The 25028-nt window shown below is 44.2% G+C and carries 27 protein-coding genes and 1 tRNA gene; 4 read left to right on the forward strand and 24 right to left on the reverse strand.

All coding sequences use genetic code 11. The features are described from left to right. Positions 1-5 precede the first annotated feature (5 nt). From PTQ21_RS05030 to rpsF, 8 genes are all read right to left on the reverse strand, one after another. Positions 6-911, reverse strand: coding sequence for an ABC transporter permease (locus PTQ21_RS05030; protein WP_063567375.1), 906 nt, complete (start codon positions 909-911; stop codon positions 6-8). Between the two features lie 29 nt (positions 912-940). Then, a complete protein-coding gene (opp4B, locus tag PTQ21_RS05035; RefSeq protein ID WP_063567376.1) occupies positions 941-1903 on the reverse strand; it encodes an oligopeptide ABC transporter permease in 963 nt (320 codons plus the stop codon). A 7-nt stretch (positions 1904-1910) separates the two neighbouring features. Continuing rightward, the gene (locus PTQ21_RS05040; protein ID WP_063567377.1) at positions 1911-2843 is read right to left on the reverse strand and encodes an ABC transporter ATP-binding protein; all 933 of its coding nucleotides are present in this window, start codon (positions 2841-2843) and stop codon (positions 1911-1913) included. 4 nt (positions 2844-2847) lie between these two features. After that, positions 2848-3846, reverse strand: coding sequence for an ABC transporter ATP-binding protein (locus PTQ21_RS05045; protein WP_274570448.1), 999 nt, complete (start codon positions 3844-3846; stop codon positions 2848-2850). A gap of 731 nt (positions 3847-4577) precedes the next feature. Continuing rightward, positions 4578-5171: a M15 family metallopeptidase gene (locus tag PTQ21_RS05050; RefSeq protein ID WP_274569041.1), complete on the reverse strand. Its 594-nt coding sequence runs from the start codon at positions 5169-5171 to the stop codon at positions 4578-4580. Between the two features lie 219 nt (positions 5172-5390). After that, positions 5391-5663, reverse strand: coding sequence for a 30S ribosomal protein S18 (gene rpsR / locus PTQ21_RS05055; RefSeq protein ID WP_017691433.1), 273 nt, complete (start codon positions 5661-5663; stop codon positions 5391-5393). 56 nt (positions 5664-5719) lie between these two features. Continuing rightward, positions 5720-6208 (reverse strand): single-stranded DNA-binding protein, encoded by a 489-nt coding sequence (gene ssb / locus PTQ21_RS05060; RefSeq protein ID WP_063567379.1) that lies wholly within the window; start codon positions 6206-6208, stop codon positions 5720-5722. Positions 6209-6256: 48 nt separating this feature from the next. Next, positions 6257-6550 (reverse strand): 30S ribosomal protein S6, encoded by a 294-nt coding sequence (gene rpsF / locus PTQ21_RS05065; RefSeq protein WP_024629534.1) that lies wholly within the window; start codon positions 6548-6550, stop codon positions 6257-6259. A 201-nt stretch (positions 6551-6751) separates the two neighbouring features. On the opposite strand from rpsF, the gene PTQ21_RS05070 reads away from it, so the two are divergent. After that, positions 6752-6946, forward strand: coding sequence for a YjzC family protein (locus PTQ21_RS05070; protein WP_063567380.1), 195 nt, complete (start codon positions 6752-6754; stop codon positions 6944-6946). 418 nt (positions 6947-7364) lie between these two features. Here the strand turns inward: PTQ21_RS05070 and PTQ21_RS05075 are convergent. The 4 genes from PTQ21_RS05075 to PTQ21_RS05090 form a co-directional block, all read right to left on the reverse strand. After that, positions 7365-7455, reverse strand: a tRNA-Ser gene (locus PTQ21_RS05075). A 112-nt stretch (positions 7456-7567) separates the two neighbouring features. Further along, a complete protein-coding gene (locus tag PTQ21_RS05080; RefSeq protein WP_063567381.1) occupies positions 7568-7777 on the reverse strand; it encodes a DUF951 domain-containing protein in 210 nt (69 codons plus the stop codon). After that, positions 7767-8708, reverse strand: coding sequence for a mechanosensitive ion channel family protein (locus PTQ21_RS05085; protein ID WP_274569042.1), 942 nt, complete (start codon positions 8706-8708; stop codon positions 7767-7769). Before PTQ21_RS05085 ends, PTQ21_RS05080 begins: the two co-directional genes overlap by 11 nt. A gap of 14 nt (positions 8709-8722) precedes the next feature. Then, complete coding sequence (locus PTQ21_RS05090) at positions 8723-8986, reverse strand: putative Se/S carrier protein (protein ID WP_029880815.1); 264 nt, start codon at positions 8984-8986, stop codon at positions 8723-8725. Positions 8987-9102: 116 nt separating this feature from the next. Between PTQ21_RS05090 and yyaC the strand changes: the two genes are divergently transcribed. After that, positions 9103-9708: a spore protease YyaC gene (yyaC, locus tag PTQ21_RS05095; protein WP_024629529.1), complete on the forward strand. Its 606-nt coding sequence runs from the start codon at positions 9103-9105 to the stop codon at positions 9706-9708. On the opposite strand, the gene PTQ21_RS05100 is transcribed toward yyaC, so the two are convergent. From PTQ21_RS05100 to rpmH, 12 genes are all read right to left on the reverse strand, one after another. Next, entirely contained in the window at positions 9683-10183 is a 501-nt protein-coding gene (locus tag PTQ21_RS05100; protein WP_063567383.1) for a DUF4446 family protein, read from the reverse strand. The two genes, yyaC and PTQ21_RS05100, sit on opposite strands and share 26 nt — an antisense overlap. Before the next feature lie 236 nt (positions 10184-10419). Then, complete coding sequence (locus tag PTQ21_RS05105) at positions 10420-11580, reverse strand: aminotransferase class V-fold PLP-dependent enzyme (RefSeq protein WP_090809456.1); 1161 nt, start codon at positions 11578-11580, stop codon at positions 10420-10422. A 155-nt stretch (positions 11581-11735) separates the two neighbouring features. Continuing rightward, positions 11736-12581, reverse strand: a complete 846-nt coding sequence (locus PTQ21_RS05110) for a ParB/RepB/Spo0J family partition protein (RefSeq protein ID WP_024629526.1) — start codon at positions 12579-12581, stop codon at positions 11736-11738. Next, complete coding sequence (locus tag PTQ21_RS05115; protein ID WP_024629525.1) at positions 12574-13335, reverse strand: ParA family protein; 762 nt, start codon at positions 13333-13335, stop codon at positions 12574-12576. The genes PTQ21_RS05110 and PTQ21_RS05115 overlap by 8 nt, the downstream gene beginning before the upstream one ends. A gap of 185 nt (positions 13336-13520) precedes the next feature. Next, entirely contained in the window at positions 13521-14339 is an 819-nt protein-coding gene (gene noc / locus PTQ21_RS05120) for a nucleoid occlusion protein (protein WP_064641439.1), read from the reverse strand. A 692-nt stretch (positions 14340-15031) separates the two neighbouring features. Beyond that, on the reverse strand, positions 15032-15754 hold the full coding sequence (gene rsmG / locus PTQ21_RS05125) for a 16S rRNA (guanine(527)-N(7))-methyltransferase RsmG (RefSeq protein WP_063567385.1): 723 nt from the start codon (positions 15752-15754) through the stop codon (positions 15032-15034). Next, positions 15754-17643 carry a tRNA uridine-5-carboxymethylaminomethyl(34) synthesis enzyme MnmG gene (gene mnmG / locus PTQ21_RS05130; RefSeq protein ID WP_063567386.1) on the reverse strand — a complete coding sequence of 630 codons (1890 nt, stop codon included), beginning with the start codon at positions 17641-17643 and terminating at the stop codon, positions 15754-15756. The genes rsmG and mnmG overlap by 1 nt, the downstream gene beginning before the upstream one ends. A 224-nt stretch (positions 17644-17867) precedes the next feature. Beyond that, positions 17868-19244, reverse strand: coding sequence for a tRNA uridine-5-carboxymethylaminomethyl(34) synthesis GTPase MnmE (gene mnmE / locus PTQ21_RS05135; protein ID WP_063567387.1), 1377 nt, complete (start codon positions 19242-19244; stop codon positions 17868-17870). Positions 19245-19467: 223 nt separating this feature from the next. Next, the gene (gene jag / locus PTQ21_RS05140) at positions 19468-20169 is read right to left on the reverse strand and encodes an RNA-binding cell elongation regulator Jag/EloR (RefSeq protein ID WP_274569046.1); all 702 of its coding nucleotides are present in this window, start codon (positions 20167-20169) and stop codon (positions 19468-19470) included. Then, positions 20166-21047 (reverse strand): YidC/Oxa1 family membrane protein insertase, encoded by an 882-nt coding sequence (locus tag PTQ21_RS05145; protein WP_274569047.1) that lies wholly within the window; start codon positions 21045-21047, stop codon positions 20166-20168. The genes jag and PTQ21_RS05145 overlap by 4 nt, the downstream gene beginning before the upstream one ends. A gap of 74 nt (positions 21048-21121) precedes the next feature. Beyond that, positions 21122-21472, reverse strand: a complete 351-nt coding sequence (gene rnpA, locus PTQ21_RS05150; RefSeq protein WP_024629518.1) for a ribonuclease P protein component — start codon at positions 21470-21472, stop codon at positions 21122-21124. A gap of 316 nt (positions 21473-21788) precedes the next feature. Next, positions 21789-21923 carry a 50S ribosomal protein L34 gene (rpmH, locus tag PTQ21_RS05155; RefSeq protein ID WP_024629517.1) on the reverse strand — a complete coding sequence of 45 codons (135 nt, stop codon included), beginning with the start codon at positions 21921-21923 and terminating at the stop codon, positions 21789-21791. Between the two features lie 783 nt (positions 21924-22706). On the opposite strand from rpmH, the gene PTQ21_RS05160 reads away from it, so the two are divergent. After that, entirely contained in the window at positions 22707-23381 is a 675-nt protein-coding gene (locus PTQ21_RS05160; protein WP_063567390.1) for a GntR family transcriptional regulator, read from the forward strand. Positions 23382-23632: 251 nt separating this feature from the next. Beyond that, a complete protein-coding gene (locus PTQ21_RS05165) occupies positions 23633-24994 on the forward strand; it encodes a GntP family permease (protein WP_064641435.1) in 1362 nt (453 codons plus the stop codon). The last annotated feature ends 34 nt before the right edge of the window (positions 24995-25028 follow it).

Consider the following 25028-nt stretch of genomic DNA (forward strand, 5'->3'; position numbering starts at 1 on the left):
TTTTTTTAACCTCTTCTTTGTCTTGCATCAGTCGCACGCTTCAGGGCCTGTCCGACATTATTTATACTCAACATCAATACCAGAATAAGTACTGACGCAGGTAGCCATATCCACCATCTGTATTCCAGTGTTTGCGGATTACGAGCATAGCTTACGAGTGTTCCAAGACTGGGTGTACTTTCCGGGAATCCAAATCCCAAGAAGGACAGACCCGATTCGAGGCCAATGTTGGCAGCGAGATTCAACGTCATCGTTACGATGATGATGGAGCTAAGATTAGGAAGTACCTGTGAGAGCATAATCTTCAGATGGGACGAACCTAATGTTTTTGAAGCTTTTACATAGTCCAGTTCCCGTTCCTGTAATGCTTTGGAGCGGATCAACCTGGCAATCCCCATCCAGAGAAAAGCTGTCATGATTAATGAGAAAGATACAATATTATATTTGGGTACTGCAGTAACAAACGCGATTACAATCATCAGCATCGGAAGAATCATGAAGAAATCAACAACGCGCATAAACAAGTTATCGATCATTCCACCGAAGTAACCGGATAACAGACCAACCAGGATACCTATACAACCAGTCATTAAAGTGACGATAATACCAATGGTTAGAGAGTTACGTGTACCGATGATCAGTTGTCCGAAAACATCACGACCACCGTAATCAGTTCCCAGCCAATACTGCGCGGAAGGCGGCTCATACAAAGCAAATAAATCTACCTTAACAATTTCAGCTTGATCCAGGATCAAAGAAGTACCATAGACCAGCAGTATGACCAGTCCCAAAAATATGAGCGAGATTAGTGCCACCTTATCTCTGACAAGCTCCCGCCACAAGATACTCAAGCTGGAGGGGCTCTTATCAATTTTCTGTGAAGTTATAACGACATCATTGGCCTTGCTCATCTTATTTTCACCCCGAAATCTTCAAGTTCTTACTTGATCCGTATACGCGGATCAACAATACCCAGAATAATGTCAGACAGCAACGATCCTAGGATTGTAGCTATGCCATATAACAAGACGAGTGCAGTTACTACACTGAAATCCCGAAGAGAAATAGAATTCAGGAACAACTGTCCCATACCTGGATAACTGAATATGCTCTCAATGAAGATGGTACCTCCGATAAGTCCCGTAATCTCATAACCGAAAAATGCGGCGATCGGCAACAGGGAGTTTCTTAAAATATGTCTGTTGTAGATCCGAGATTCCGAGGCGCCCTTGGCTCTCGCAGTAAGAACGAATTCCTTATGCTTGATATCGATAATTTCACTACGCAAGTATTGGACGGTAGATACCGTTGCAATTAATGCCATGGATAGTGACGGTAATAACAAATGATAGAATTTGCTTGTTATATAGCTGAATGTACCTGGTGTAAGTCCAGGTTCCACGCTTCCCCCGGTTGGGAACCAGCCAAAATGGAATCCAAAGATCCATAACATCACCAGTGCGAAGATAAACAACGGGGCTGCAAAGCCCAAATAGGTGTAACCTGTGATCAACCGATCAGACCAGGTATCGTTGTAACGACCACTGATAATGCCAAGTGGAATGGCAATCAGATAAGTAAACACGAGTGTCGCCAGTGCAAGCCAGAACGTATTGGCTACACGCTGACCAATCAAATCAGATACTGGCATTTTGAACCGGAAAGATTGTCCGAAATCGCCTTGTACAGCATTTTTGATCCAATCCCAATACTGTACATACCATGGATTGTTTAATCCCAGTCGTTCCCGCTGTTCATCCAGCGCTTTTGGATCAATACTCGGATCGAGTAATCCGGTAAGTGCATCCCCAGGCATCGCCTTGGCCATCAGAAAGACCAACAGGCTAAGCAAAAAGATCTGAGGGATCATAATGATAATTCTGCGTACTATCGTTTTCCACATATGGTCTTCAACCTTTCTGAGGTAGAGCTACTCGGTGAGTATCGGAAATGGATTGGAGCGAGTATGCCAGCCCTTCCTCATCAAAGAAATTTCGGTATGAATTTTCATACTCGGATTTGACCTGCTGACGGAAGGCTACCATTTCTTCACGTTTGGTTGGGTCCATATCCGGAATGGCTGCAATTAAACGCTTGGTATAGATATGTTGTGGATTCTCAAAAATATCATCCGTTGTGCCTTGCTCCACATATCGACCTTTATACATAATTCCGATCTGATCACACATATGACGGATAATGCCGAGATCGTGACTGATGAACAGGTAGGTCAGATTCAGCTCTTTTTGAATTTCCTGCATGAAGTTGAGCACCTGGGCTTGTACAGATACATCGAGCGCAGATACTGGCTCATCTGCGATGATTAGCTTCGGCTTCAATGCAATCGCACGAGCGATGCCAATCCGTTGCCGCTGCCCCCCGGAAAACTCATGAGGATACTTATAGATCGATTCGGGACTCAATCCAACCTTCTCCAGAAGGTCTCGGACCTGGCGTTTCTCTTCCGTAGCTGTCAGCCGTTCATAATTACGGAGTGGCTCAGCAATGATGTCGATAACACGCTTCTTGGGATTTAACGAAGAGTACGGATCCTGAAAGATCATCTGCACATCACGCTGCAGTTGTCTATCTTTCCGCCGCTCTGTAGCCAGATCTCTTCCATCGAAAAGAATTTTCCCGGCCGTCACATGGTTTAAGCCAATAACGGCTCTACCCGTAGTCGTTTTGCCTGAGCCTGACTCACCTACAAGGCCGTACGTTTGACCCTGCTCAATGGAGAAGCTCACATCATCAACCGCTTTGATGTTACCAATTTCACGCTTGATCAACCCTCCGCGAATCGGAAAGTGAATTTTTAGTCCTTCTACTTCGAGTAATGCCATTATGTTATTCCTCCTCAGCTTGATCAGGGAAATGAAAGTGCTGATAACAGGTACACCGTACAAAGTGACCTGGCGCAATTTCATGCATCTGTGGGTTTTCTTCATGAGCCGAATCACTTATCCATGGAATTCGAGCCTTGAATCGGCACCCTTGGCGAGGAAGGTTTTTCAGTGAAGGAACAATGCCTTGAATGACATGAAGCTTCGATTTTTCTTCAGAAATGGTAGGAATAGAGTTTAGTAGAGACCGTGTATATGGATGCTTGGCATCCGTCATTAGAGTATAGATATCGGCAATCTCAACAATTTCACCTGCATACATAACTGCCACGCGATCAGCCATCTCGGCAACGACTCCCAGATCATGCGTGATCAGGATGATTCCTGCGTTAATCTCGCTCTTCAATTCGCGGATAAGCTCCAGAATTTGTAGTTGGATTGTAACGTCAAGCGCTGTCGTTGGTTCATCGGCAATCAGCAATTCAGGTTTATTGGCAATCGCAATCGCGATAACAACTCTCTGTCTCATACCACCCGATAGTTCGTGAGGATACTGCTTGTATAATTGTTCGGGACGCGGAATCCCTACTTGATTGAGTAAATCAATTACTTTGTCTTTCTTTTCTTTCGAAGATAGCTTGGGCTGATGCAGTGTCAGAATCTCTTCGATCTGTTCACCGATCAGCATCAGAGGATTTAATGCGGAAAGTGGGTCCTGAAAGATCATCCCCATCTCTTTACCGCGGAGTTTGTTTAACTTGTTTGGAGATATATTCGCTATATCCTGCCCTTTGTACAGAATTTCACCATCAATTTTGGCTTTGTTATGCAGGCCCATAATTGAAAAAGCAAAGGCACTTTTGCCTGATCCTGATTCTCCCACAATAGCCAATACTTCATTCTTTTTAACCGTAAGATTAACGTGATCAACTGCTGCATAATAGTCATCTTCAATTCTGAATGATGTAGTTAGATTTCTGACTTCCAATAGCTCTGTATTCAAATCAATCACCCTAACCCCATAATTTCTGCGGACTGTATTCATGTGTAGAAGAATGCATCCACTGTATATTTCCATGTTCTTGAAGATAACGAACGAAAGTGTATACAAAATACCAAATCATTAGGAGAATCCATTTTTCACACTGCTATTTAGACCGTTGGTCAATTAATACTGACAATTCCTAGCGGGATAATAAAGCAAAATAATTAATGTAATCATACGTGTAAATTTAGGTGACGTCAATGCTTATTTTGAGATTTATGGTATAAATGTTTTTTATAGCACAGTTCTGGGTATTAGTTATATTTTAAAGGGAATAAATCAAGGAATTTCAGAGCCAGTCAGATACTTTCAATGGTAGAGTTTGAATCTTAAATATACCGATTATCTAAATACATGACATTAGCATTACACAGTATGTGTAGTTAAATGTTATAAATATAGATATAACAAACTATTATGTTAGGTATGAGGGAATTGTAGAGGAAATATTTTGTTTGGAAGTGAAATTGGTTTCTAGCCAAATTTTGTGCTTTTAGAGGTGTGATTTAGATATTACCAAAGGATTGAAGTTAAATTTCTAGTTATTATAGTATAGTTTCATTTAATCGCTTATGTAAAGAACAAATTGTCATCTTTTATCATTTATTTTACAAAAGCAAGAAAAAAGCCCTGCAAAATGCAAGGCTTTTCTAATATTTATACATATAGATGTATATATAATATTGTAATTACTGCGTAACCGGAGGTCTTATCCCACGCTTCAAATCGTTGATGCTTAATCCAAAGTCCATCTGCAAGTGAGGATAATCCGGAAAGTTATCCCAATCTCCTCCCCACGTAAACCCTAGTTCTTTGGCAAGTTCCACAACTTCCAGCCAATCTGGCTTTCCATTGCCGTTATCATCACGTTCCATATCCCACACCACATCTCCTTCAGGAGTCCGCAACGCAAAATCAATGGCTAAACCATAGTTGTGATAGGACTCTCCCCCTTTGGCGTTGGTAACGATATTTCCGGCAATGTTGCGTCCTTGATTATAAAGAGCATCTTGTTCATCAATGCTGCGAAAATCATGTGTAATCACGATTTCAATTCCTCGTCTAGCTGCCTTTCGAACCAACAACTTCTCACTTTCCGCGACTACCGGGTGAAGTCCAGTGATCGGCACTGCTTCTTGTACATTGGTCCGTGGCCAAATATCATAGGTATCTCCTTTTTGCTGTAACCATACATATATAATGGAAAGCAAAAACGTAGCTACGATCCAAAATCGCAGACTACTCTTGCGTCTCTGTTTTACTTTACGTTTGGATGTATTCATGCTCTCTCCTGATGGTGAAATCTTTATTCGTTTATACTCACGCTATCTGATATCAGCAATATAATAGACTCTATTATAAATCATTTACGCCTTAATTGCTTCTATCGCCGCAGCTCTTTGCGAAATCCAATTACCAGGAGAGAACCAACCTTAATTATTTTTAGATGCAAAAAAGCAGTCGGCTATAAGCCAACTGCTTTGTATCCATGCTGAGTAAGACTACTCAGTTGTGTATGGTAGCAATGCGATTTGACGGGAGCGTTTGATGGCAATCGTCAGCATGCGTTGATATTTAGCGCTAGTACCTGTTACACGGCGTGGCAAAATTTTTCCGCGCTCGCTGATAAATTTACGAAGCAAGTCCGTATCTTTATAATCGATGTGAGTAATTTTGTTAGCTGTGAAGAAGCACACTTTACGACGTTTATTACGGCCGCCACGACGTGCCGGTCTTTTATCGTTGTCTCCGCCTTCTCTTTGCTTGAAGCCCATGCTTTTCAGTCCTTTCCTATCATGTAACCCATATCTCATTAGAGTATCGGCTCACGTTAAAATGGCAAATCATCATCCGATATATCAATCGGTTTTCCGTCATCGGAAAAAGGATCCTGATTGTTGCTACGCGAATTATTGTTATTGTTCGCGCGCCCGCCGCCTCCGTAAGAAGGCTCTTCACGCATCGGTTGACCACCACCGCCGCCACCGTTATTATCACGGTTAGCTGACTCCAAGAAACGGACGTTATCGGCAATGACTTCGGTCACGTATACACGTTTTCCTTCGTTATTCTCGTAATTCCGTACTTGAATGCGTCCTTCGACTGCAGCTAGGCGTCCTTTGCGCAAATAGTTTGCACAAGTCTCAGCAAGCTGTCTCCAGGTTACGACCGGAATGAAATCCGCTTCCTTTTCTCCACCTTGGCTTGTAAACGGTCTGTCCACTGCCAAAGTAAATTGCGTAACTGCTACTCCAGCTGGAGTATAACGCAACTCAGGATCCCGGGTTAACCGGCCGATCAGAATGACACGGTTCAACAATGTAATCCCCTCCTTCAGAGCGTATTGGTGCATTGATCACGAGTTGTCTTAAGCAGACTTAACGTCGTTTGTAATGAGATAACGAATTACTTCGTCAGAAATCTTCATGAGACGCTCAAGTTCAGTAACTACTGCTGGTTCAGCAGTGAAGTGTACCAAAACATAAACACCATCACGGAATTTCTTGATCTCATACGCAAGACGGCGTTTACCCATAACGTCGTGAGCTGTAACTTCACCACCGCCGTTGGAGATGATGCCTTGGAATTTATCGACTGTAGCTTGAACAACTTCTTGCTCAACATCAGGACGAATAATGTACATCACTTCATATTTGCGCATAATTTTCACCTCCTTATGGACTCTGGCCCTCAATCTATGTTGAGAGCAAGGAACGAGCACAAACTCGAACTATATTAATATAACAAATATGATGTCTCAATGCAAGCAAACGTTCCCTCTTCTTAAAACACATGATCATAACTCCAATGGAGCACACTACAGAAGCAACATTGGAATCCATTACGCCGAGGAGGTTTTATCATGGGTGAAAGAACCGAGTTTGAACCAGGAGACAAAGCTCCAAACGATGGTGAGTACACCGAGGTTGGTGAGAAGAGCTTTCATACGGAGATTAACAATCCGAAACGGATAACCCTCCAAAAGGGTGAAGCTTTCCCTGAAACAAGCAATCAGAATCGCAAGTGGAAAAAGCTTACCAAAGCCCGCGTCCACTAAGCGTAAAGATTTTTTCAGACTGCTGTATATAAAACGTACTAATGCACATAATACAATCAGGCGATGCACGAGAGAGGTGTGGTTCCGTTGGACAACGAAGCCGAACATTCACTGTTGGAGATTCATCACGTAATTTAAGAAGCAAGATGGTTGTGTGTAAGGCCTTTGTCTGAAGCACGAGTATTGCTACTTGCAGTACACCAAGTTTCTGATCGTTACGACCGATTGTTTCCTAACAAACCGAATGCATCGCCGAATGAAGGGCCCTTAGGGGCTCTTTGTTTTTTCAATTAAGAAGAGTTATTAGACAACAAAAAAAATAAGAAGACCTTCCAGCTGGAAGGTCTTCTTGCATGTATAGAACTCAACACACGTTGAGTAAGTTGTTCAATTACAATTACAAAGCAATATCTATTAGTGGCGGAAAGGGTGGGATTCGAACCCACGCACGCTGTGACACGCCTAACTGATTTCGAGTCAGCCCCCTTGGGCCTCTTGGGTACCTTTCCGCAGCAATAATGATTATAGCATGATCATTTACAGAACGCAATACTTAAGCTATGCCTTCATGTAAACGTTATTATGGAGTGCAAATAGAGTAAACATTACCGCATTTTTTCATTAGGATTCAGAAGAATCCTCTGTCGAACGAAGTACTTTTTTCATGTTTTTCTCGAATTTCGCTCTGGGAATTAATACGCTGTGTTTACATCCTACACACTTGATGCGAATATCCATGCCCATCCGAATAATCTCCATCTCATTACTGCCACATGGATGCTGCTTCTTCATCTGCACAATGTCCCCAAGCTGGAAACTTTTACGCTCCACCTATGCCATCCCCCTCATCCTTCTCCTGAGCTGCTGCTTGCTCTAATGCTGCCTGATTGCTCATCTCATGATACTCCAGTGTTTTCTTCACATCACTCTGAATTTGACGCTCTACAGATGCCCTGGAGTTCGGCAAGCACTCAGCAACAATGCGAACCACATATTCCGAGGTAGACATCGACTGGATACCAAGCACGTCAGGTACTTTAACGATGTTCAGATCTCGATCCTCAATCCCAGTCAAAGCTCGTTTCACCAAGTGCACTGACTCGTCCAGGGTCTGTTCACCCTTCATGGGAATGTCCACAACTGCAAGGGAATTAGACATCGAGTAATTAGTTACACTTGCAATCGTACCATTTGGAATGATGTGCATCTCACCCTGCCAGCTAACCAGCTTGGTTGTTCTCAGACCAATGACCTCAACCGTTCCTTTATAGGTACCTGTTTGAATAACATCGCCCACCGCGAATTGATCCTCCAATATAATGAAGAAACCCGTAATAACATCCTTCACCAGTCCTTGGGCACCAAAACCGATAGCCAGTCCAAGTACTCCCGCACTCGCTAACAATGGTCCGACTTTCACGTTGATCTCAGATAACAGTAACAGAATCATAATGAAATTACATGTTATGGAGGTCGCATTTTTCATCAACTCTCCCACCGTTATAAATCTCCGCGGATTGACGCGAATCTTGCCTTCCTGCTTGCGTGCCATCGTGCGATCTATAATACGTGATACAATCTTGATCACAATACGCGTAATAATGAAAATAATAACGATGCGGATTGAGCTGAACAGAATGTTAAACCACATGTCCGCGTCGGCGACTTTATCCCATAATTGGTCTGTCCAGCTTATAGCACTTTTTACAACGTCCTTTGGAGACTCATTGTTTGTCGTCGTAGCAAACTTAAAAGGCAACATAGATCAAACCTCCTCTACATGGGTATGTTATCATAGCTGTCAGCGGTTTTGAAATAAAGGCCACGGATCTCCACAAATTCGTTACGAATGATTTGTTTCACTCTCTCCAGATCTTCTTTTGGAAACTGAATACATAGAGCACAGCCCGCTGTGATCTCTTTTGGGGTAGGAAATAAGTCGATCTCAATCTCGGCAAACTCCAGCAGCATTTCTGCCCGCAGCGCCTGCTGGGTGGAATCAAAAGCAATCAGCATCCAATCATCTATCCACTCGTCCATGTCCGGCTCCTTTCACGATACATTCATCCCTTTGAAAAAGCTTGTCCCCACGAAGTATAAAACGTTCTATCCTTCCATATACTGTTACTACTATTCCAAGGGAAAGGATAGATCCTATGAATCCCATTTCGCATTCCTTCTCATCTCAAGACATGGCCAGCCTGAAAATCCCACATACAGATCCAGGCATTCACTCAGCCATCATTCATCGTTTAATGTTTCATCTCTATAAAGCCCATTCTTTGCAAAATGTAGTTGTCGTCTGTATCGGTACAGATCGCTCTACTGGGGACTGTCTTGGCCCGCTCGTCGGCTCGTCGCTTGCCAAGTGGGACAGCCCTCTATTTCATCTCTATGGCACATTGGATGAACCCGTACATGCGATGAACCTGCAGGACACCCTTCACAAAATACACACCACACATCACAACCCTTATGTGATCGGTATTGATGCCTGTCTCGGACAGTCTTCGAGTGTTGGGTGTATCCAGGTCGTGAATGGACCTCTCAAACCAGGAGCGGGTGTAAATAAAGAATTACCGCCGGTCGGCGATATCCATCTTACAGGTATCGTTAACGTCGGCGGCTTTATGGAATACTTTGTTTTGCAGAACACACGTCTCAGTCTCGTCATGCGCATGTCCGAGATTATATCCAGCAGTCTCTACTCCGCCATTCGCGAATGGCATACCCGTTCTACTCTGCTTGCTGTGCCAGAGTAATGGCTTCCTTTTCCTCAGGGGAAAGAGTATACGTGGACTCTCCCCCTTTAAGAGGTTTAGCATATACATAGGAACCGTCTCGATTATAGATACCAGTCAGTACCATACCGTCCTGGCTATCGTTAACCATCGCCATGGAGAAACTCAGATCACTGCCAAGCTCCCCATAAGCGTTGTACCGTTTCACGCCCACTTTACCCTGGATGCGGGTCAGCTTCTGCATGACAGTCTTTAACTGATCCGTTTGCAGTGTATGCTCATCCTCAATGCTGTCCATCTGAATTTTCAGATTGATTAACAGCGACTCCAGATCTTCCACTCCACTGCCAGCCATCATGGCCTCATATTTCCGTTTAAACTTCCGTAGCTTTGCGCCTTGAGCAATACTTATGATAAGCAAAATCACCAAAAGTAATGCCATGCCGCCAATAATCCATATCAGCTGTTCCAGAATCAGCTCATTTAATTCAGCCATGTAGTGCAACTACCCCTCTGTTGGTTTGTTCAGGTTAACGTTTGTAGCTTCAAACGTACTCCACATCATCGATCCATTCAGCCAAGTAAAGCCATCCAACGCACTAATATAACCCTCAAGCTTACCCTTATTTATTCACCAGATAACCCCTACGGTTAATCACTCGTTTTGGCTTCTTGCCTCTTTTGCTTTTTGCTTATTCAAGCGATTGAAATTCACATTTCATTAGGGTTGCTTCATACAGATTTGGATGCTGTTAATTCGATAACTGCTTCGATCAACGCATCTACATCTTCTCTTGATGTACTATATCCCACGCTCGCTCTGACAGCCCCACTTGCCGTGGTGCCAGCCGACTCATGGGCAAGTGGTGTGCAATGAAAACCTGAACGCACAGCGATGCCATAATTTCGGTCTAATTGAAAAGCGAGTTGGGCCGAATCATATCCTTCAACAGTAAAGGATAACAATCCGGTGCGCGGCTGTCCAATTTCAGGACCAAGCATTCGAATCCCCTGTACTGATGATAACCCATCCATCATATGCTGAGTCAAATCCCACTCCTGTTTATATATGAATTCAGGCGTCAGTTCAAGCACATGCTGCACTCCGGCTGCTAGACCTGCTATACCCACGGTATTCGGCGTACCTGCCTCATAGCGATCAGGACGAACAAGTGGCTGCTCAATCGCCTCTGATTGGCTTCCTGTCCCTCCGTGAAGCAATGGTTGCACATCCAGCTCAGGAGCGATGTACAGCCCACCCGTTCCCTGCGGTCCCAACAGTCCTTTATGCCCGGGAAAGGCAAGCATATCGATGCCAAGCTGCTTCACATCCACAGGGATAATTCCAGCACTTTGAGCAGCGTCAACAAGCAAAGTCACCTGGTGTTTTTGACACATCAGTGCAATTTCACCAATGGGCAGAATACTCCCCAGTAGGTTCGAACTATGCGTGCAGACAACCAATCTTGTATTGGAACGAAACAAGCGTGCGAATTGGACCAGATCGATCTCCCCGGCTGCATTAACAGGCACATAATCAACCTCTACATTACGAGATCTGCGCATGTACTCCAAGGGCCGTCTTACTGAATTATGTTCAGCCATCGTAGCAATGGCGTGATCGCCTTCTCTTAACCACCCTTGAATAGCTAGATTCAAAGCTTCTGTGGTATTAGAACCCAGTGCAATATCATTGGCATTACGAACACCCAAAAGAGTGGATAACGCTTTTCTGGCACCAAATACAACTCGGCTCGCCTGTACAGCCATCCGATGACTTCCTCTGCCTGGGTTGGCCCCTGCCACATCCAGAGCCTGCATCATGGCTTCCCCGACAGCAGGTGGCTTAGGCCAAGATGTCGCTGCATGATCCAGATAGATAACTCCCTCCACCTCATGACCACCCCTGTCCCTAATTGATCGTTCTGTTTGGATGAAAAATTCCCTATAAACAAACAATGACATATCGTTTCTCCATGGTACAGAGGCGATATGTCATCACATGAAAAAGCCCCGCATGTTGTTCATCGATCATGGAGTCATGACTATTATTGCAACAGTTCCAACAGTCGCTCCAGATCTTGTTTGCTGTAGTAGTTGAGCTCAATTTTGCCTTTATCTTTGTTATGCTTAATTTTCACCGTTGTTTTGAACCGTTCACGTAAAGACTCTTCCAATGTATCAATAAATGGATCTTTTTTCTTCAACTTGGATTTGGCTTTCGCTTCACCCGTTTTGGAACGATCCAATTGTTGAACAGCCTCTTCCAGTTCACGTACACTCCACTGCTGATCAATAGTTTGTTTTGCCAGCTGCTTCACAAGGCTTTCATCCTTAACACCGACGATTGCACGTGCATGCCCCATTGACAATGTTCCACGTGAAACATGATCCTTCACTTCTTCCGGCAATGATAACAAACGTAGGAAGTTAGCGATGTGAGAACGTGACTTACCCACTTTTACGGAGAGCTCTTCTTGGGTTAATCCAAACTGGTCCATCAACCCCTGATAAGCAACTGCAACTTCCATCGCATTCAGATTTTCCCGCTGCAAGTTCTCGATTAAAGCAATCTCCATAACCTGCTGATCACTGAAATTACGAACTACGGCAGGCACAGTGGCATTACCGCAATATTGGGAAGCTCTGAAACGACGTTCACCAGCAATGATCTCATAACCTCTCAAAACAGGTCTTACAATAATAGGTTGTATAACACCATGTTGACGGATTGATTCAGCGAGTTCATGTATCGCATCCTCATCAAATACTTTACGAGGTTGGTAAGGGTTTGCCCGCAGTTGACTAATCGGGATTTCTACGACTTTATCATCGTCATTAATTGAAAGCGAAGGAATGAGGGCATCAAGACCTTTTCCAAGCCGCTTACTCATAAGAAATCACTTCCTTTGCGAGCTCTAAATAAACTTCAGCCCCTCGGGATCGAGGATCATACGTAATGATAGACTGACCATGAGAAGGTGCCTCACTAAGCCGCACATTGCGCGGAATAATGGTCTGATACACCTTTTGTTGAAAATACTTCTTCACTTCTTCAATCACTTGAATGCCCAGATTCGTACGAGCGTCGAACATCGTCAGCAATACCCCTTCAATCTGCAGGGATGTATTCAGATGTTTCTGCACCAAACGTACCGTGTTGAGCAATTGGCTCAACCCTTCGAGCGCATAATACTCACACTGAATCGGAATAATCACCGAATCTGAAGCTGTCAACGAGTTGATCGTTAACATGCCTAGAGAAGGTGGACAATCGATCAGTATGTAATCATAGTTTTTTTTCACCATGGCGAGTGATTTTTTCAGGCGAACTTCCCGTGATATCGTGGATACCAGTTCAATCTCGGCTCCGGCAAGCTGAATCGTTGCAGGTATGATATGAAGGCCTTCAATCTGAGTTTCCACAATCGCTTCCTGAGGGGGAACTTCATTAATGATGACATCATATATACAATTGGCCACATCTGCTTTGTTGATTCCGACTCCACTGGTTGTATTCCCCTGGGGGTCAATATCGACAAGCAATACCCTTTTCCCGAGCGAAGCCAGTCCTGCACCCAAGTTAACAGATGTCGTCGTTTTCCCCACACCGCCCTTTTGATTTGCTACGGCCATAATCTTAGACAATTACTTCACCTCAAATAAAATAGGAGTCTTTTCTTGTAGGTTGTGAGCTACAGTTAACAAAAAGCAGGTGGCTATCATCCACACAAACATCAACTACCGTTTCTTCATGGTGCTATTCTACGTTGTTCATGCCACTCTCAACTTTATAGACAGAAAAAGCGGCCCATTGCCGCCTTAAGCTTCAATTATTTGCGTTTCGGGATATGGATAACGATCTCGTAATGGTCCTCATGGTCCGCTTCCTTGGTTTTGATGTCTAGACCGGAGCCCGATACCATATCAATGGATTGACGAATCGTATTAAGTGCAAGTCTAACGTCCTTGGTGAATGAGACACGTTTGGATTTTTTGATCTTCGAGGATTCCTTGTAAAAGGCAACCCGCGCTTCCGTTTGTTTTACATTCAACTCTTTATCAATAATTTCGCCGAGCAATTTCATTTGCAACTCTTCCGTATCCAATGAAAGCAAAGCTCTGGCGTGACGCTCCGAAATCTTACGTTCCATCAGCGCTGTCTTAATGCCATCTGGAAGCTGTAGCAACCGGATTTTGTTGGCGATCGTCGACTGGCTTTTGCCTAATCGCTGCGCAAGACTTTCTTGTGTAAGTTGGTGCAGGTCAATCAATTTCTGATAAGCAACAGCCTCTTCAATGGAAGTGAGTCCCTCACGCTGCAAGTTCTCGATCAATGCGATGGACGCTGCCTGAGAGTCGTTGAATTCACGTACAATGGCCGGGATATGATCCAAACCAAGTTTTCGAACTGCACGCCAGCGACGTTCCCCGGCGATAATCTCATATGATCCATTTCGTACGCGGACGACAATCGGTTGTATAACTCCATGTGTCTTGATCGTCTGCAACAACTCATCAATTTTATCATCATCAAAAATAGTACGGGGTTGATATGGGCTGCTCACAATTTCATTGACCGGAATTTGTTTAATCTCATCTCCGTTATTGCGCTCCGCCAAACCAAACAACTTCGAAAATTGTTCTTTCATTCCGTATATTACCACCTAGTTTCGTAATAGCTCCCGCAAGGTGCAGGTGCTTCTTATTCAATATGCGACCTGTTCAAATGCTGTCGTTCTTCGAATAAGTTTTGCCTTCCATGACGCTTTCTGTAACCTATACATTAATGCTCAAAAAATCTATCTATACATATAATCTATGATCTCTGTAATCCAGGACCGGATACTTCTATTCTATCATCTTTTCTTCCATAATCCTATGTTTACCTATTCTTTAAACTCTCCTAATTTTCCTGCTTTTTCTTCATGAACATTAGCTATATGACTGCTTGTACACAATAAGATATAGAGAATCTATGTAGACAGGACCTGCTCATAGTAGCTACATTATGTACTCATTTGATACCATGTGAAAATGGTTTTTCAAAAGAATAACTCGGTGGCAGGAAAACCTCTTTCTTACGTATCTCCCTTAGCTTGAACAAGATCAATAGTTATTCATCAAGAAAACTTCTATTTCAAAATAAATATTATCGATTTCACTTTTCTCTGCTCAATGTAATCGTAATGCGGATGTTATCTATACCTAGATAAAAAATCAAAAAAACAAAAAGAGGATGTTTCACGTGAAACATCCTCTTTACTCTTATTCAAAGTTCTCCATTAAATAAACGAAGAATGATCATCTTACCTTTTTAATACATACGATGTAGCGCCAAGAACTATACCAAAGGTGTTTTTAATGGTGTCCCTGGTTTACGTGGATATTTAAAAGGTGTCTTATCAAACTTCTGAATCAGAATGATATGACGTGCCGACTCTTCAACCGGTAGCTGGAACGGATGAACTGCTTTTACCCGTCCTTTCAGCTGATTAAAGCTGAATTCAGCTTCCTTCATTTCTTCGCGCGGGTCTCCACCCTTCATTGCAGCGAATAATCCACTTTTGCGAACAAATGGCAGACAGAATTCGTTAAGCACTGCTAGCTTAGCAACTGCACGCGCAGTAACAAGGTCATAGCTGTCACGATATCCTTCTTTGCGTCCAAGTTCCTCCGCACGACCATGAATCAATTCTACATCGGTCAAGCCGAGCGTATCTACAAGATGCTGCAGAAAGCCAATACGTTTATTTAGCGAGTCAATGATCGTCAGCTTAATATGCGGGAAACAAATTTTAAGAGGTAGTCCTGGGAACCCTGCCCCTGAACCAATATCTGCGAGTTTGTTTACCTTAGACATATCTGTATAAAACGCCAGCGATACCGAATCATAGAAATGCTTTGTATATACTTGTTCACGTTCGGTGATCCCGGTTAAATTCATCTTTTCATTCCAAGCTACCAGCTCCTGAAAATACAACTCGAATTGCTCCAACTGGCGTTCATCTAGCTCCAGTCCATGTTTCTTCAGGCGCCGTTGTAGCTGCTGTTGAATATCGTCCATTATTGTCCCCTTGCTGCGGTTACACGGTTATAATGCTCCAGGTAAACCAGCAGAATGGAGATATCCGCAGGAGTAACCCCGGCAATACGGGACGCCTGTCCTATCGAGATTGGACGAATCTTAGCGAGCTTCTGCTTTGCTTCCATAGCAAGGCCATGAATTTCGTCATATATAATCGTGTCCGGAATTTTTTTCTTCTCCATTTTTTGCAAACGTTCCACGTGGATCAATTGTTTCTCAATATAACCCGCATATTTAATTTGAATTTCTACTTGCTCTTTCATGTCAGCAGTCAGTTCCACCTCAGAAGGTGAGATCTGCTCAATCCAGTCATACCCGATCTCTGGGCGGCGCATCAATGTAAGAAGTGTGCTGCCATCCTGAATCGGTGTGGAACCGATCTCTTCCAGCTTCGAATTTACTTCGACAGGGCGAACTTTAGCTGCCTTCAAACGAGCCACTTCCTGTTCAACTTTTGCCTTTTTGTCCAGGAATTTAGCGTAACGCTCATCAGGAATCAACCCAATATCGTGGCCAATTTCCGTCAAACGCATATCGGCATTATCATGACGAAGCAACAAACGGTATTCTGCACGGGAAGTCAGCAGACGATAAGGTTCATTCGTACCTTTTGTTACGAGATCATCAATCAGTACACCAATGTACCCTTGGGAGCGATCCAATACGACAGGCTCTTTATCCTGTACTTTACGTGCAGCGTTGATACCGGCCATTACGCCTTGTCCTGCCGCTTCTTCGTACCCGGAGGTACCATTAATCTGCCCTGCTGTGAACAGACCTGGCAGACGTTTCGTTTCAAGTGAAGGCCACAGCTGTGTAGGCACCATCGCATCATATTCAATAGCGTAGCCGTTACGCATCATTTCTACTTTTTCCATGCCCGGAATTGAACGAAGGACCGCCAATTGAACATCTTCTGGCAGACTGGTAGATAGACCTTGTACATAGTATTCCGATGTGTTTTTGCCTTCTGGCTCCAGGAAAATCTGATGCTTCGGCTTGTCGCTGAAACGCACAATTTTATCCTCGATCGAAGGGCAATAACGCGGTCCGGTACCTTCAATAACGCCTGAGAACATAGGTGCACGGTGGAGATTATCGTTAATAATCTGGTGTGTTTCCACAGACGTATACGTCAACCAGCAAGGCAGCTGCTCATTATCGGAAGATTCCGTTTCATAAGAAAAGAACTTCGGTTTATCATCACCTGGCTGAATTTCCGTTTTGCTAAAATCAATCGTATCCTTATGCACACGCGGTGGTGTACCTGTTTTAAAACGAACCAGGTCAAAACCAAGCTCACGCAGATGTTCGGATAACTTAAGGGAAGGCTGTTGATTATTCGGGCCACTCTCGTACATCAACTCACCCATAATTACTTTACCGCGCAGATACGTACCTGTTGTCAAAACAACAGCTTTGGCCCGGTACTCTGTACCCGTCTGAGTAACCACACCTACACACTGTCCGTCTTCAACGATCAGGCGATCAACCATACCTTGACGCATCGTCAGGTTGCGTTCATTCTCCATCGTTTCTTTCATCGTATGCTGATAAGAGAACTTATCGGCCTGAGCACGAAGCGCATGCACAGCAGGTCCTTTACCTGTGTTGAGCATTCGCATCTGAATAAAGGTCTTATCGATGTTCCGTCCCATCTCTCCACCAAGTGCATCAATCTCACGTACCACATGTCCTTTTGCCGGTCCCCCAATAGATGGGTTACAAGGCATGAAAGCCACCATATCCAGATTGATGGTAATCATCAGTGTTTTCGAACCCATACGGGCTGCAGCCAGTGCCGATTCCACACCAGCATGTCCTGCCCCAACGACGATTACATCATAACTGCCGCCATCAAAAGCCATTCCAGTTTACCTCCTTTTTGCCGCTGCACGCCTAAATTCATGCAAACGATCTATTTTCTGTAAAAATCATGATGAAACACGCTCCGCACTCTACGGAATGCATTTCGATCTATATTAAGCCATCAAGTCTATAGGTACTTCAGACATATTCGCGGATTCTTTGACCACCCACAGATGGACTTTATTATCATACTACTTTTCAGAGCCGGTATGTTTGTCAGGTGTTATTTTCCGAGGCAGAATTGAGAGAAAATTTGATCAATCAACGCATCATGCGCTGTATCGCCCACGATCTCACCCAGTTGCTCCCATGCCAGACGAACATCAATCTGGATCATATCAATAGGAATCAGCTGCTCTGCTGCTTCATAGGCATCAATGAGCGACTGCTTCGCTTTTTTGAGCAAAGCAATATGACGCACATTGCTGACATAGGTCAGGTCGGCCGACTCCAGCTTGCCACTGAAGAACAACGTCGAGATGGCATCTTCCAATCGGTCCACGCCCAGATCATCTTTCACCGACATCGGAACAAGCCGTTCCTCAGGGATATAACGAAGCAGCACTTCGCGGTCCGCCTGCGGCGCTAAGTCCATTTTATTCATAATAATAATTGATTGTCTACCGCGGATTTGTTCCAATAATTCAATCTCGTCCTGATGTAGTGGCTCCGCAGCATTGATAACCATCAATAACAGATCCGCCTCATTCACAGCAGAGCGAGAACGCTCCACCCCGATTCTTTCCACGACATCCATCGTTTCCCGAATACCTGCCGTATCGAGCAGCTTGAGCGGTATATTGTTAATCGTAACAAACTCCTCAATGACGTCACGCGTTGTACCTGGAATGTCCGTTACAATTGCCCGGTTGTCCTGGGCCAACGTATTGAGCAATGAAGATTTCCCTACGTTTGGCCGGCCTACGATAGCTGTTGTGATTCCTTCACGCAGTATCTTTCCTTGCTCTGCTGTTACCAGCAATTTATCGATTTCAGTCATCACCTGACTGGATTTTTCTTTAATAAATTCAGAGGTTAGTGACTCTACATCATGCTCAGGATAATCGATATTTACTTCGATGTGAGCAAGTGTCTCCACCAGCGTGTATCTTAGTTCGCGCAGCTTGGACGACAATTTGCCCTCTACTTGCTTGAGTGCAACGGAGAACGCCCGATCGGATTTGGAACGAATGAGATCCATAACCCCTTCCGCCTGGGATAGATCAATCCGTCCATTGAGAAAAGCACGCTTTGTGAACTCGCCGGGTTCAGCGAGACGAATATCGAGCTGCAACAACAGATCCATTACGCGCTTAACCGAAACCACTCCGCCATGAGCGCTAATCTCCACGACATCCTCTGTTGTGAAAGAACGTGGCGCACGCATCACCGTAACCAATACTTCCTCGATCTTCTCACCAGTCCCCGGATCTATAATATGACCGTAATGAACCGTGTGGGATGCTGCCTGTGTTAGTGGGGTTTTGCTGCGAAAAATCTTCTCCGTCTCCGACACCGCATCCGGGCCGCTCACCCGGATTACAGCGATACCCGCTTCTCCGACCGCTGTTGATATCGCTGTAATCGTATCACTAATCATCGTTATCTCTCCTTGCTCTATTTTAAAATTGCGCCCCTCGGGACGCCATATTAATTTCAATATATAGTTCAGTTGTTCAGTTGCAAAACGCTTCTTTTCGCATTATTCATATCTTGATATGGCTCTTAATGAAATCGCTCTTCCGTTTTGGAAAAGTACTTCTGTACGAAAAAAGCAATGGCTTCTGCACCGGGCAGGAAGCCATTGCGTCTTCAATTTCGTGTTATTTCGTCGTAATGACTACGCGCCGATTGGGCTCCTCGCCCTTGCTGTATGTCTTAATCTGCGAGTGATTTTGCAATTTCGCATGAATGACTTTGCGTTCGAGTGGCGGCATTGGCTCCAGCACAACTTCCTTGCCAGTGCGAATCGCCTGTCCAGCCAGACGTTCAGCCAGATCCTCCAGCGTCTTGCGTCGACGTTGACGGAAATTCTCTGCATCGAGTACGATGCGAACGAAGCTTTCCGAATAACGATTTGCTACAATGTTCGTCAAATATTGAAGGGCATCCAGCGTCTGTCCACGTCTGCCAATAATCATGCCCAGGTCTTCACCGGCAATATTGAAGATATGTCCATCACGCTGTTTTTTGATATGCACTTCAACATCCAGTCCCATACCTGCTGCCACTTCTTTTAAGAAAGCAGCCGCTTCCTCATAGGGATTTTTAGCAGCCACACCCTCAAGTGTTGCTTCAACCTGAGGTATATGTGCGGCCGGCTTGATCGGTTGTAAAACAGGTGCAGGCACAGGCAGAAGTTTCACTTCCACTTTAGCGGCCTTAACCCCGATCAAACCCAGGAATCCTTTTGACGGCTGCTCTAACACTTGTATCTCGACCTTGTCCCGGCTCACGCCAAGCTCAGCCAATCCTTGGTTTACAGCATCTTCAACGGTTTTTCCTGACGCAATGACTTTGGTCATTTCGATTTTTTGGCCCCTTTCGAACCTTTTCCAGAGACAGTTGCCTTGCCACCGTTTTTGCGTTTAGCTCCATTTCCATTTTTGGAAGAGCTGTTCTGCTTCACGTTGACCTCAGCCACGACTTTATCATTATTCCGGTAAAGGAAATAGTTTTGCACGATCGTGTAGATGTTACTGTAGAACCAGTACAGTGGCAATGCAGCCGGGAACTGATACGACATAACGAAGATCAATATCGGGTACACCCACAGCATGAATTGCATCGGTCCAACCTGTTGTGCAGGGTTCATGCGCATCATCATCCACGTTTGAACGAATGTAGTGATGGCAGCCAGCACTGGCAAAATAAACAGGTGATCCGGCGCTCCGAGTTGAAGCCACAAGAAATCATGTGTTCTCAGACTCGAGTTTCCGTAAATTGAGTTATAAAGTGCGATGTAAATCGGCATCTGAATCAGAAGTGGTAGGCAACCCGCCATCGGATTAACTTTGTTCTCCTGAAACAACTTCATTGTTTCTTGCTGAACTTTCTCAGGTGTATCTTTATACTTGGCTTGAATTTCTTTCAACTGCGGCTGAATAGCTTGCATCGCCTTGGAGCTGCGAACCTGCTTCATTGTCAGCGGCAAGATTAACGTCCGTACAATTAACACCATCACAAGGACGGCCAGTCCATATTCACCGTTAAACCAGTTGGCAAATGTGTCGAGCGCCAGTGAGAACCAATAAATAACATTGCTTTGCCAGAATGATCCGTTTTTTAGATCTTCCGTAGTAACCCCGGCTCCTTGTGGAGTACATCCGGCGAGTACAGTGACCATTGCAATGACTGCAATGAGGAGAATCCACTTCCCCTTTGATGTCTTCAATCGCGACACTTCATAACCCCTCTCTTAACCATTCCATTCCACCGTAAATCATACCATAATTAGGAGGACAAATAAACCGAAGCTTACCGCTTGCCCGACTTCAAAAGAGAGCCCTTGCGCATTGCATGCAGCAGGCTTTTTTCCATATCCTTATAGGACATGTCCAATGCACCTTTTCTGACGATAAAGATCAGATCCATCTGCGTGACAATCTCTTTCTCATGATGACGTACAATTTCCTTAATCATGCGTCTCATCCGGTTGCGTACGACAGCGTTTCCGATTTTCTTGCTGCAGGATACACCCACTCGGAATTGTTCTGTATCTTTACGACGACAGCCATACACCACAAACTGATGATTGGCAAACGATTTCCCATACCGGTATACGCGGCTAAAGTCCGCCCGGTTTCGTAAACGCAGTCTTTTATACACGGCGCTTCTCCTTGCTGTTTTCCACCAACATTATTGACGAAGGCCTCATTACTGATTTAGTATAGGCTTTCTTGAATAACGATAAACCGTCTTGGCGGCAACTTCATTTGGGATGATTGTTGATCAGTCATTTCAACTGAGCAAACATTCATCCTTATATAAAGAACGTTTTCGAAAAAACGGACATCTCATTCATTGAACATAAATGTGTACTTATGCTTTTGCGCAGCCAATTCAGACCTGACCTTTACCAGCATCCAGTCTGAAATGACCTATTTAAGAAAAAAAAGACCACCTCGGTGGTCTTCACATGCATTTAAGCACTCAGGACTTTACGGCCTTTAAGGCGACGTGCAGCCAGAACTTTACGTCCGTTGCTCGTGCTCATTCTTTTCCGGAAACCATGAACTTTTTTACGTTTGCTAACGTTCGGTTTGAATGTAGGTCTCAATGTATTGCACCTCCTCACAAGGAAATACTTATGTGATGAATCACTTTCATCTTCACAGAAAACACCTTTATATATTTAACCATGAACACCTGGAAAAGTCAACTGCGAGCCTCTTGCCTCCTTTCTCCTTTTAATGCCTATTCCACCCTACCTAAACCGGCCATGGATTCGTACTCCTGTTTACTATTTTTTTAAAGCATCATTTAGAAGCTCAAAAAGTTATCCCCAGTTCCGATTCATTCATCAAAAATCAGTTTTTACGGTTATCCACACCCCTCAAACCCCTTAATTCTTTTTTTAATTACCATTTCAAGTTATTCACATGTGGATAAGGAATATTTATCGATGACAGACTGTTTCATTGGCTCTGCTTTTGGTTAATATTCCTACGTTTCTGAAGAACTTCAGTGGAGCAGCAATCCATTAGATAACCAATATTTTTTGGCTTTTAAAATGACATACTTTAAATTTAATGTATCCGCTTTATTCTATGGTTTACAAGTTTTCGAGAAAGGTGTAGGATAAAAAAATCACATCTTGTATACAAGTATACTTATGGGAAGCACAGTACCGATCCAAACTCATTTATAAGGAAGATAATTATTCCTCTAGCTCTTTGAAAAATCCATTTGAAGCAATATGACGTTCCTAAATTCAGCATACGCACAGAGCATACAGCCATTTATTCTCGTTATAAGGATTGGTGTAAAACGCTCAATCAGCAAAATAGTTGTGCTATGATCAGTATTGAACTGATTACTTATAATAGGAGCGTTAGCCATTATGCTGTTTCCTTCATCCTGGCTTCAGGGAGCTTCCCGCGGGGAAGCCATTGCCTGCGAATTAAGACTACGGATCATTAGCGGAACCCTTCGTCCTGGCGAAATTTTGTCAGAAAATCGGATTGCCGCTGATTTTGACAGCAGTCGATCACCTGTACGTGAAGCGTTAAGAACACTGTCGAATGAAGGGCTCATTCGGTTGGAGCGTATGGGCGTGGTTGTCATTGGATTGAAAATTAAAGATGTCGAGGAATTATATGACGTACGTTTCCTGATTGAAAGTTTTGTGCAGCAGCGACTTGCGGGGGATGTACCAGAACAATTGATTACCCAGTTAAGCAATGTGATAGACAAAATGGACTTGGCTGGGCGTCACCAAGATGCTGTTGAATTTGCGTATCAGGATCTTACCTTTCACGAGACTATTATCGAAGCCGCCCAGCATTCGCGTATTTTACATCTATGGAAAAGCATTCGTTATGTTGTCATGACGGTTATGCTGCTCACCACCCGCAGGGTTTTTATTCAGGGCGAGCAGAAAGTAAGCGCTGTAATAGGTAAACACCGCTTGCTGATTGAGGCACTTGAATCGGGTGATAAAACACGCATTCAATCTGGAGTTCGCACGTATTTTCAGGATTCAGGCAAGACGCTGCACGAAAGCTTTGATTCCTAATGACATGTAATGGAATTTCATTCATTCATCACTTCATGGAATATCTGTGCAGGGGTTCGCAATCATATCCGTTGTGAATGATTGCCCTCCAACTTGTCGACAAGTATACAAAATGCGATTTGTTTCAATTTTTTGGGGCATATTAAGAGGGATTAAGCCGCCCGCGCTACATGAATTGTAAAGTGTCTTCCCTCCTCCTGATCATGGATCAGTTGTAAGCGTTATATATCAGAAAAAAAGGAGCATACCTCATGAGCACTCTTTTTGGGCTATCCCATAATGCAACGTTATTGGTCTGGACATTAATTGCGATTGTATTCCTGATCGTGTTGATCTCCAAATATAAATGGAATCCTTTCATTACCCTTTTAATATCTGCATTAATGCTTGGTTTACTTACAGGCATGAAACCCGCGGACGTAATTACTTCCATTACGGGAGGACTTGGCGGCACACTCGGAACGATTGCCATCGTCATCGGCCTTGGTACCATGCTTGGTAAGATGATGGCTGAATCTGGCGGAGCCGAGCGTATTGCTACCACACTGGTAGATCGTTTCGGTGTGAAACGTGTGCACTGGGCGATGATGATTGTTGGATTTATTGTCGGTATTCCAGTTTTCTTCGAAGTCGGCGTTATTCTACTGATTCCGATCATTTTCACCGTTGCACGTAAAACCAATATGTCGCTGCTGCAGATCGGTATTCCGATTTTGGCAGGTCTCTCTACTGTACATGGTCTGGTTCCACCTCACCCGGCTCCCATGATTGCCATCGAAGCGTACAGCGCCGATTTGGGTAAGACGATCTTGTACTCCCTTATTGTAGGTATTCCGACTGCTATTATCGCTGGACCTCTGTTTGGTAAATTTATCGGTAAAAGAATACATACCGAACCACCTGCAGAGCTGGCTGAACAATTCGCTACGAAAAAAAGTAACAACTTGCCCGGTTTCGGCATAACCTTGTTTACCATTTTGCTGCCGGTCATTTTGATGCTCATTGGCTCCATCGCCAATATCGTAGATCCTGACGCCACAAGCGGATTTACCGTATTCTGTGAATTTATCGGCCATGAAATTATAGCCCTGCTGATCTCCGTCGTGTTCGCCCTCTTTTCACTCGGATTCTCACGCGGGTTCAACAAACATGACATCTCCCGCTTCACCAGTGAATGTCTGGCGCCTACGGCGACCATCATTCTCATCATTGGCGGTGGCGGTGCGTTCAAACAGGTGTTGATCAATAGTGGCGTAGGTAATGCCATTGCTGAGGTCGCCACACATGCCAATATTAATGTGATCCTGTTCGCCTGGCTTGTAGCCGCACTCATTCGGGTTGCTACCGGTTCAGCAACTGTGGCAATGACGACAGCAGCTGGTATTGTAGCTCCGGTCCTTGCACTAACGCCTGGTGCCAATATAGAGCTGGTCGTACTCGCTACCGGTGCAGGTTCACTTGTACTTTCTCATGTGAACGACGCAGGCTTCTGGATGATTAAAGAATTCTTCAATATGAGTGTCTCTCAGACGCTGAAGACGTGGACCGTTATGGAAACACTATTATCTGTTGTTGGACTGATCTTTATTTTGCTGCTGAGTACAGTCGTATAAATTGACTACCTATATAGAAGAAGAAAATAAATCC

Origin of the sequence: Paenibacillus marchantiae (genome assembly GCF_028771845.1) — a bacterium.
Lineage (GTDB): Bacteria > Bacillota > Bacilli > Paenibacillales > Paenibacillaceae > Paenibacillus > Paenibacillus marchantiae.

Excerpts from the sequence above, each read along its gene's own strand:
- PTQ21_RS05030 (WP_063567375.1), bottom strand. The coding sequence starts at position 911 with ATGAGCAAGGCCAATGATGTCGTTATAACTTCACAGAAAATTGATAAG.
- opp4B (WP_063567376.1), bottom strand. The coding sequence starts at position 1,903 with ATGTGGAAAACGATAGTACGCAGAATTATCATTATGATCCCTCAGATC.
- PTQ21_RS05040 (WP_063567377.1), bottom strand. The coding sequence starts at position 2,843 with ATGGCATTACTCGAAGTAGAAGGACTAAAAATTCACTTTCCGATTCGC.
- PTQ21_RS05050 (WP_274569041.1), bottom strand. The coding sequence starts at position 5,171 with ATGAATACATCCAAACGTAAAGTAAAACAGAGACGCAAGAGTAGTCTG.
- rpsR (WP_017691433.1), bottom strand. The coding sequence starts at position 5,663 with ATGGGCTTCAAGCAAAGAGAAGGCGGAGACAACGATAAAAGACCGGCA.
- rpsF (WP_024629534.1), bottom strand. The coding sequence starts at position 6,550 with ATGCGCAAATATGAAGTGATGTACATTATTCGTCCTGATGTTGAGCAA.
- PTQ21_RS05070 (WP_063567380.1), top strand. The coding sequence starts at position 6,752 with ATGGGTGAAAGAACCGAGTTTGAACCAGGAGACAAAGCTCCAAACGAT.
- PTQ21_RS05085 (WP_274569042.1), bottom strand. The coding sequence starts at position 8,708 with ATGTTGCCTTTTAAGTTTGCTACGACGACAAACAATGAGTCTCCAAAG.
- PTQ21_RS05090 (WP_029880815.1), bottom strand. The coding sequence starts at position 8,986 with ATGGACGAGTGGATAGATGATTGGATGCTGATTGCTTTTGATTCCACC.
- yyaC (WP_024629529.1), top strand. The coding sequence starts at position 9,103 with ATGAATCCCATTTCGCATTCCTTCTCATCTCAAGACATGGCCAGCCTG.
- PTQ21_RS05100 (WP_063567383.1), bottom strand. The coding sequence starts at position 10,183 with ATGGCTGAATTAAATGAGCTGATTCTGGAACAGCTGATATGGATTATT.
- PTQ21_RS05110 (WP_024629526.1), bottom strand. The coding sequence starts at position 12,581 with ATGAGTAAGCGGCTTGGAAAAGGTCTTGATGCCCTCATTCCTTCGCTT.
- noc (WP_064641439.1), bottom strand. The coding sequence starts at position 14,339 with ATGAAAGAACAATTTTCGAAGTTGTTTGGTTTGGCGGAGCGCAATAAC.
- rsmG (WP_063567385.1), bottom strand. The coding sequence starts at position 15,754 with ATGGACGATATTCAACAGCAGCTACAACGGCGCCTGAAGAAACATGGA.
- mnmG (WP_063567386.1), bottom strand. The coding sequence starts at position 17,643 with ATGGCTTTTGATGGCGGCAGTTATGATGTAATCGTCGTTGGGGCAGGA.
- mnmE (WP_063567387.1), bottom strand. The coding sequence starts at position 19,244 with ATGATTAGTGATACGATTACAGCGATATCAACAGCGGTCGGAGAAGCG.
- jag (WP_274569046.1), bottom strand. The coding sequence starts at position 20,169 with ATGACCAAAGTCATTGCGTCAGGAAAAACCGTTGAAGATGCTGTAAAC.
- PTQ21_RS05160 (WP_063567390.1), top strand. The coding sequence starts at position 22,707 with ATGCTGTTTCCTTCATCCTGGCTTCAGGGAGCTTCCCGCGGGGAAGCC.
- PTQ21_RS05165 (WP_064641435.1), top strand. The coding sequence starts at position 23,633 with ATGAGCACTCTTTTTGGGCTATCCCATAATGCAACGTTATTGGTCTGG.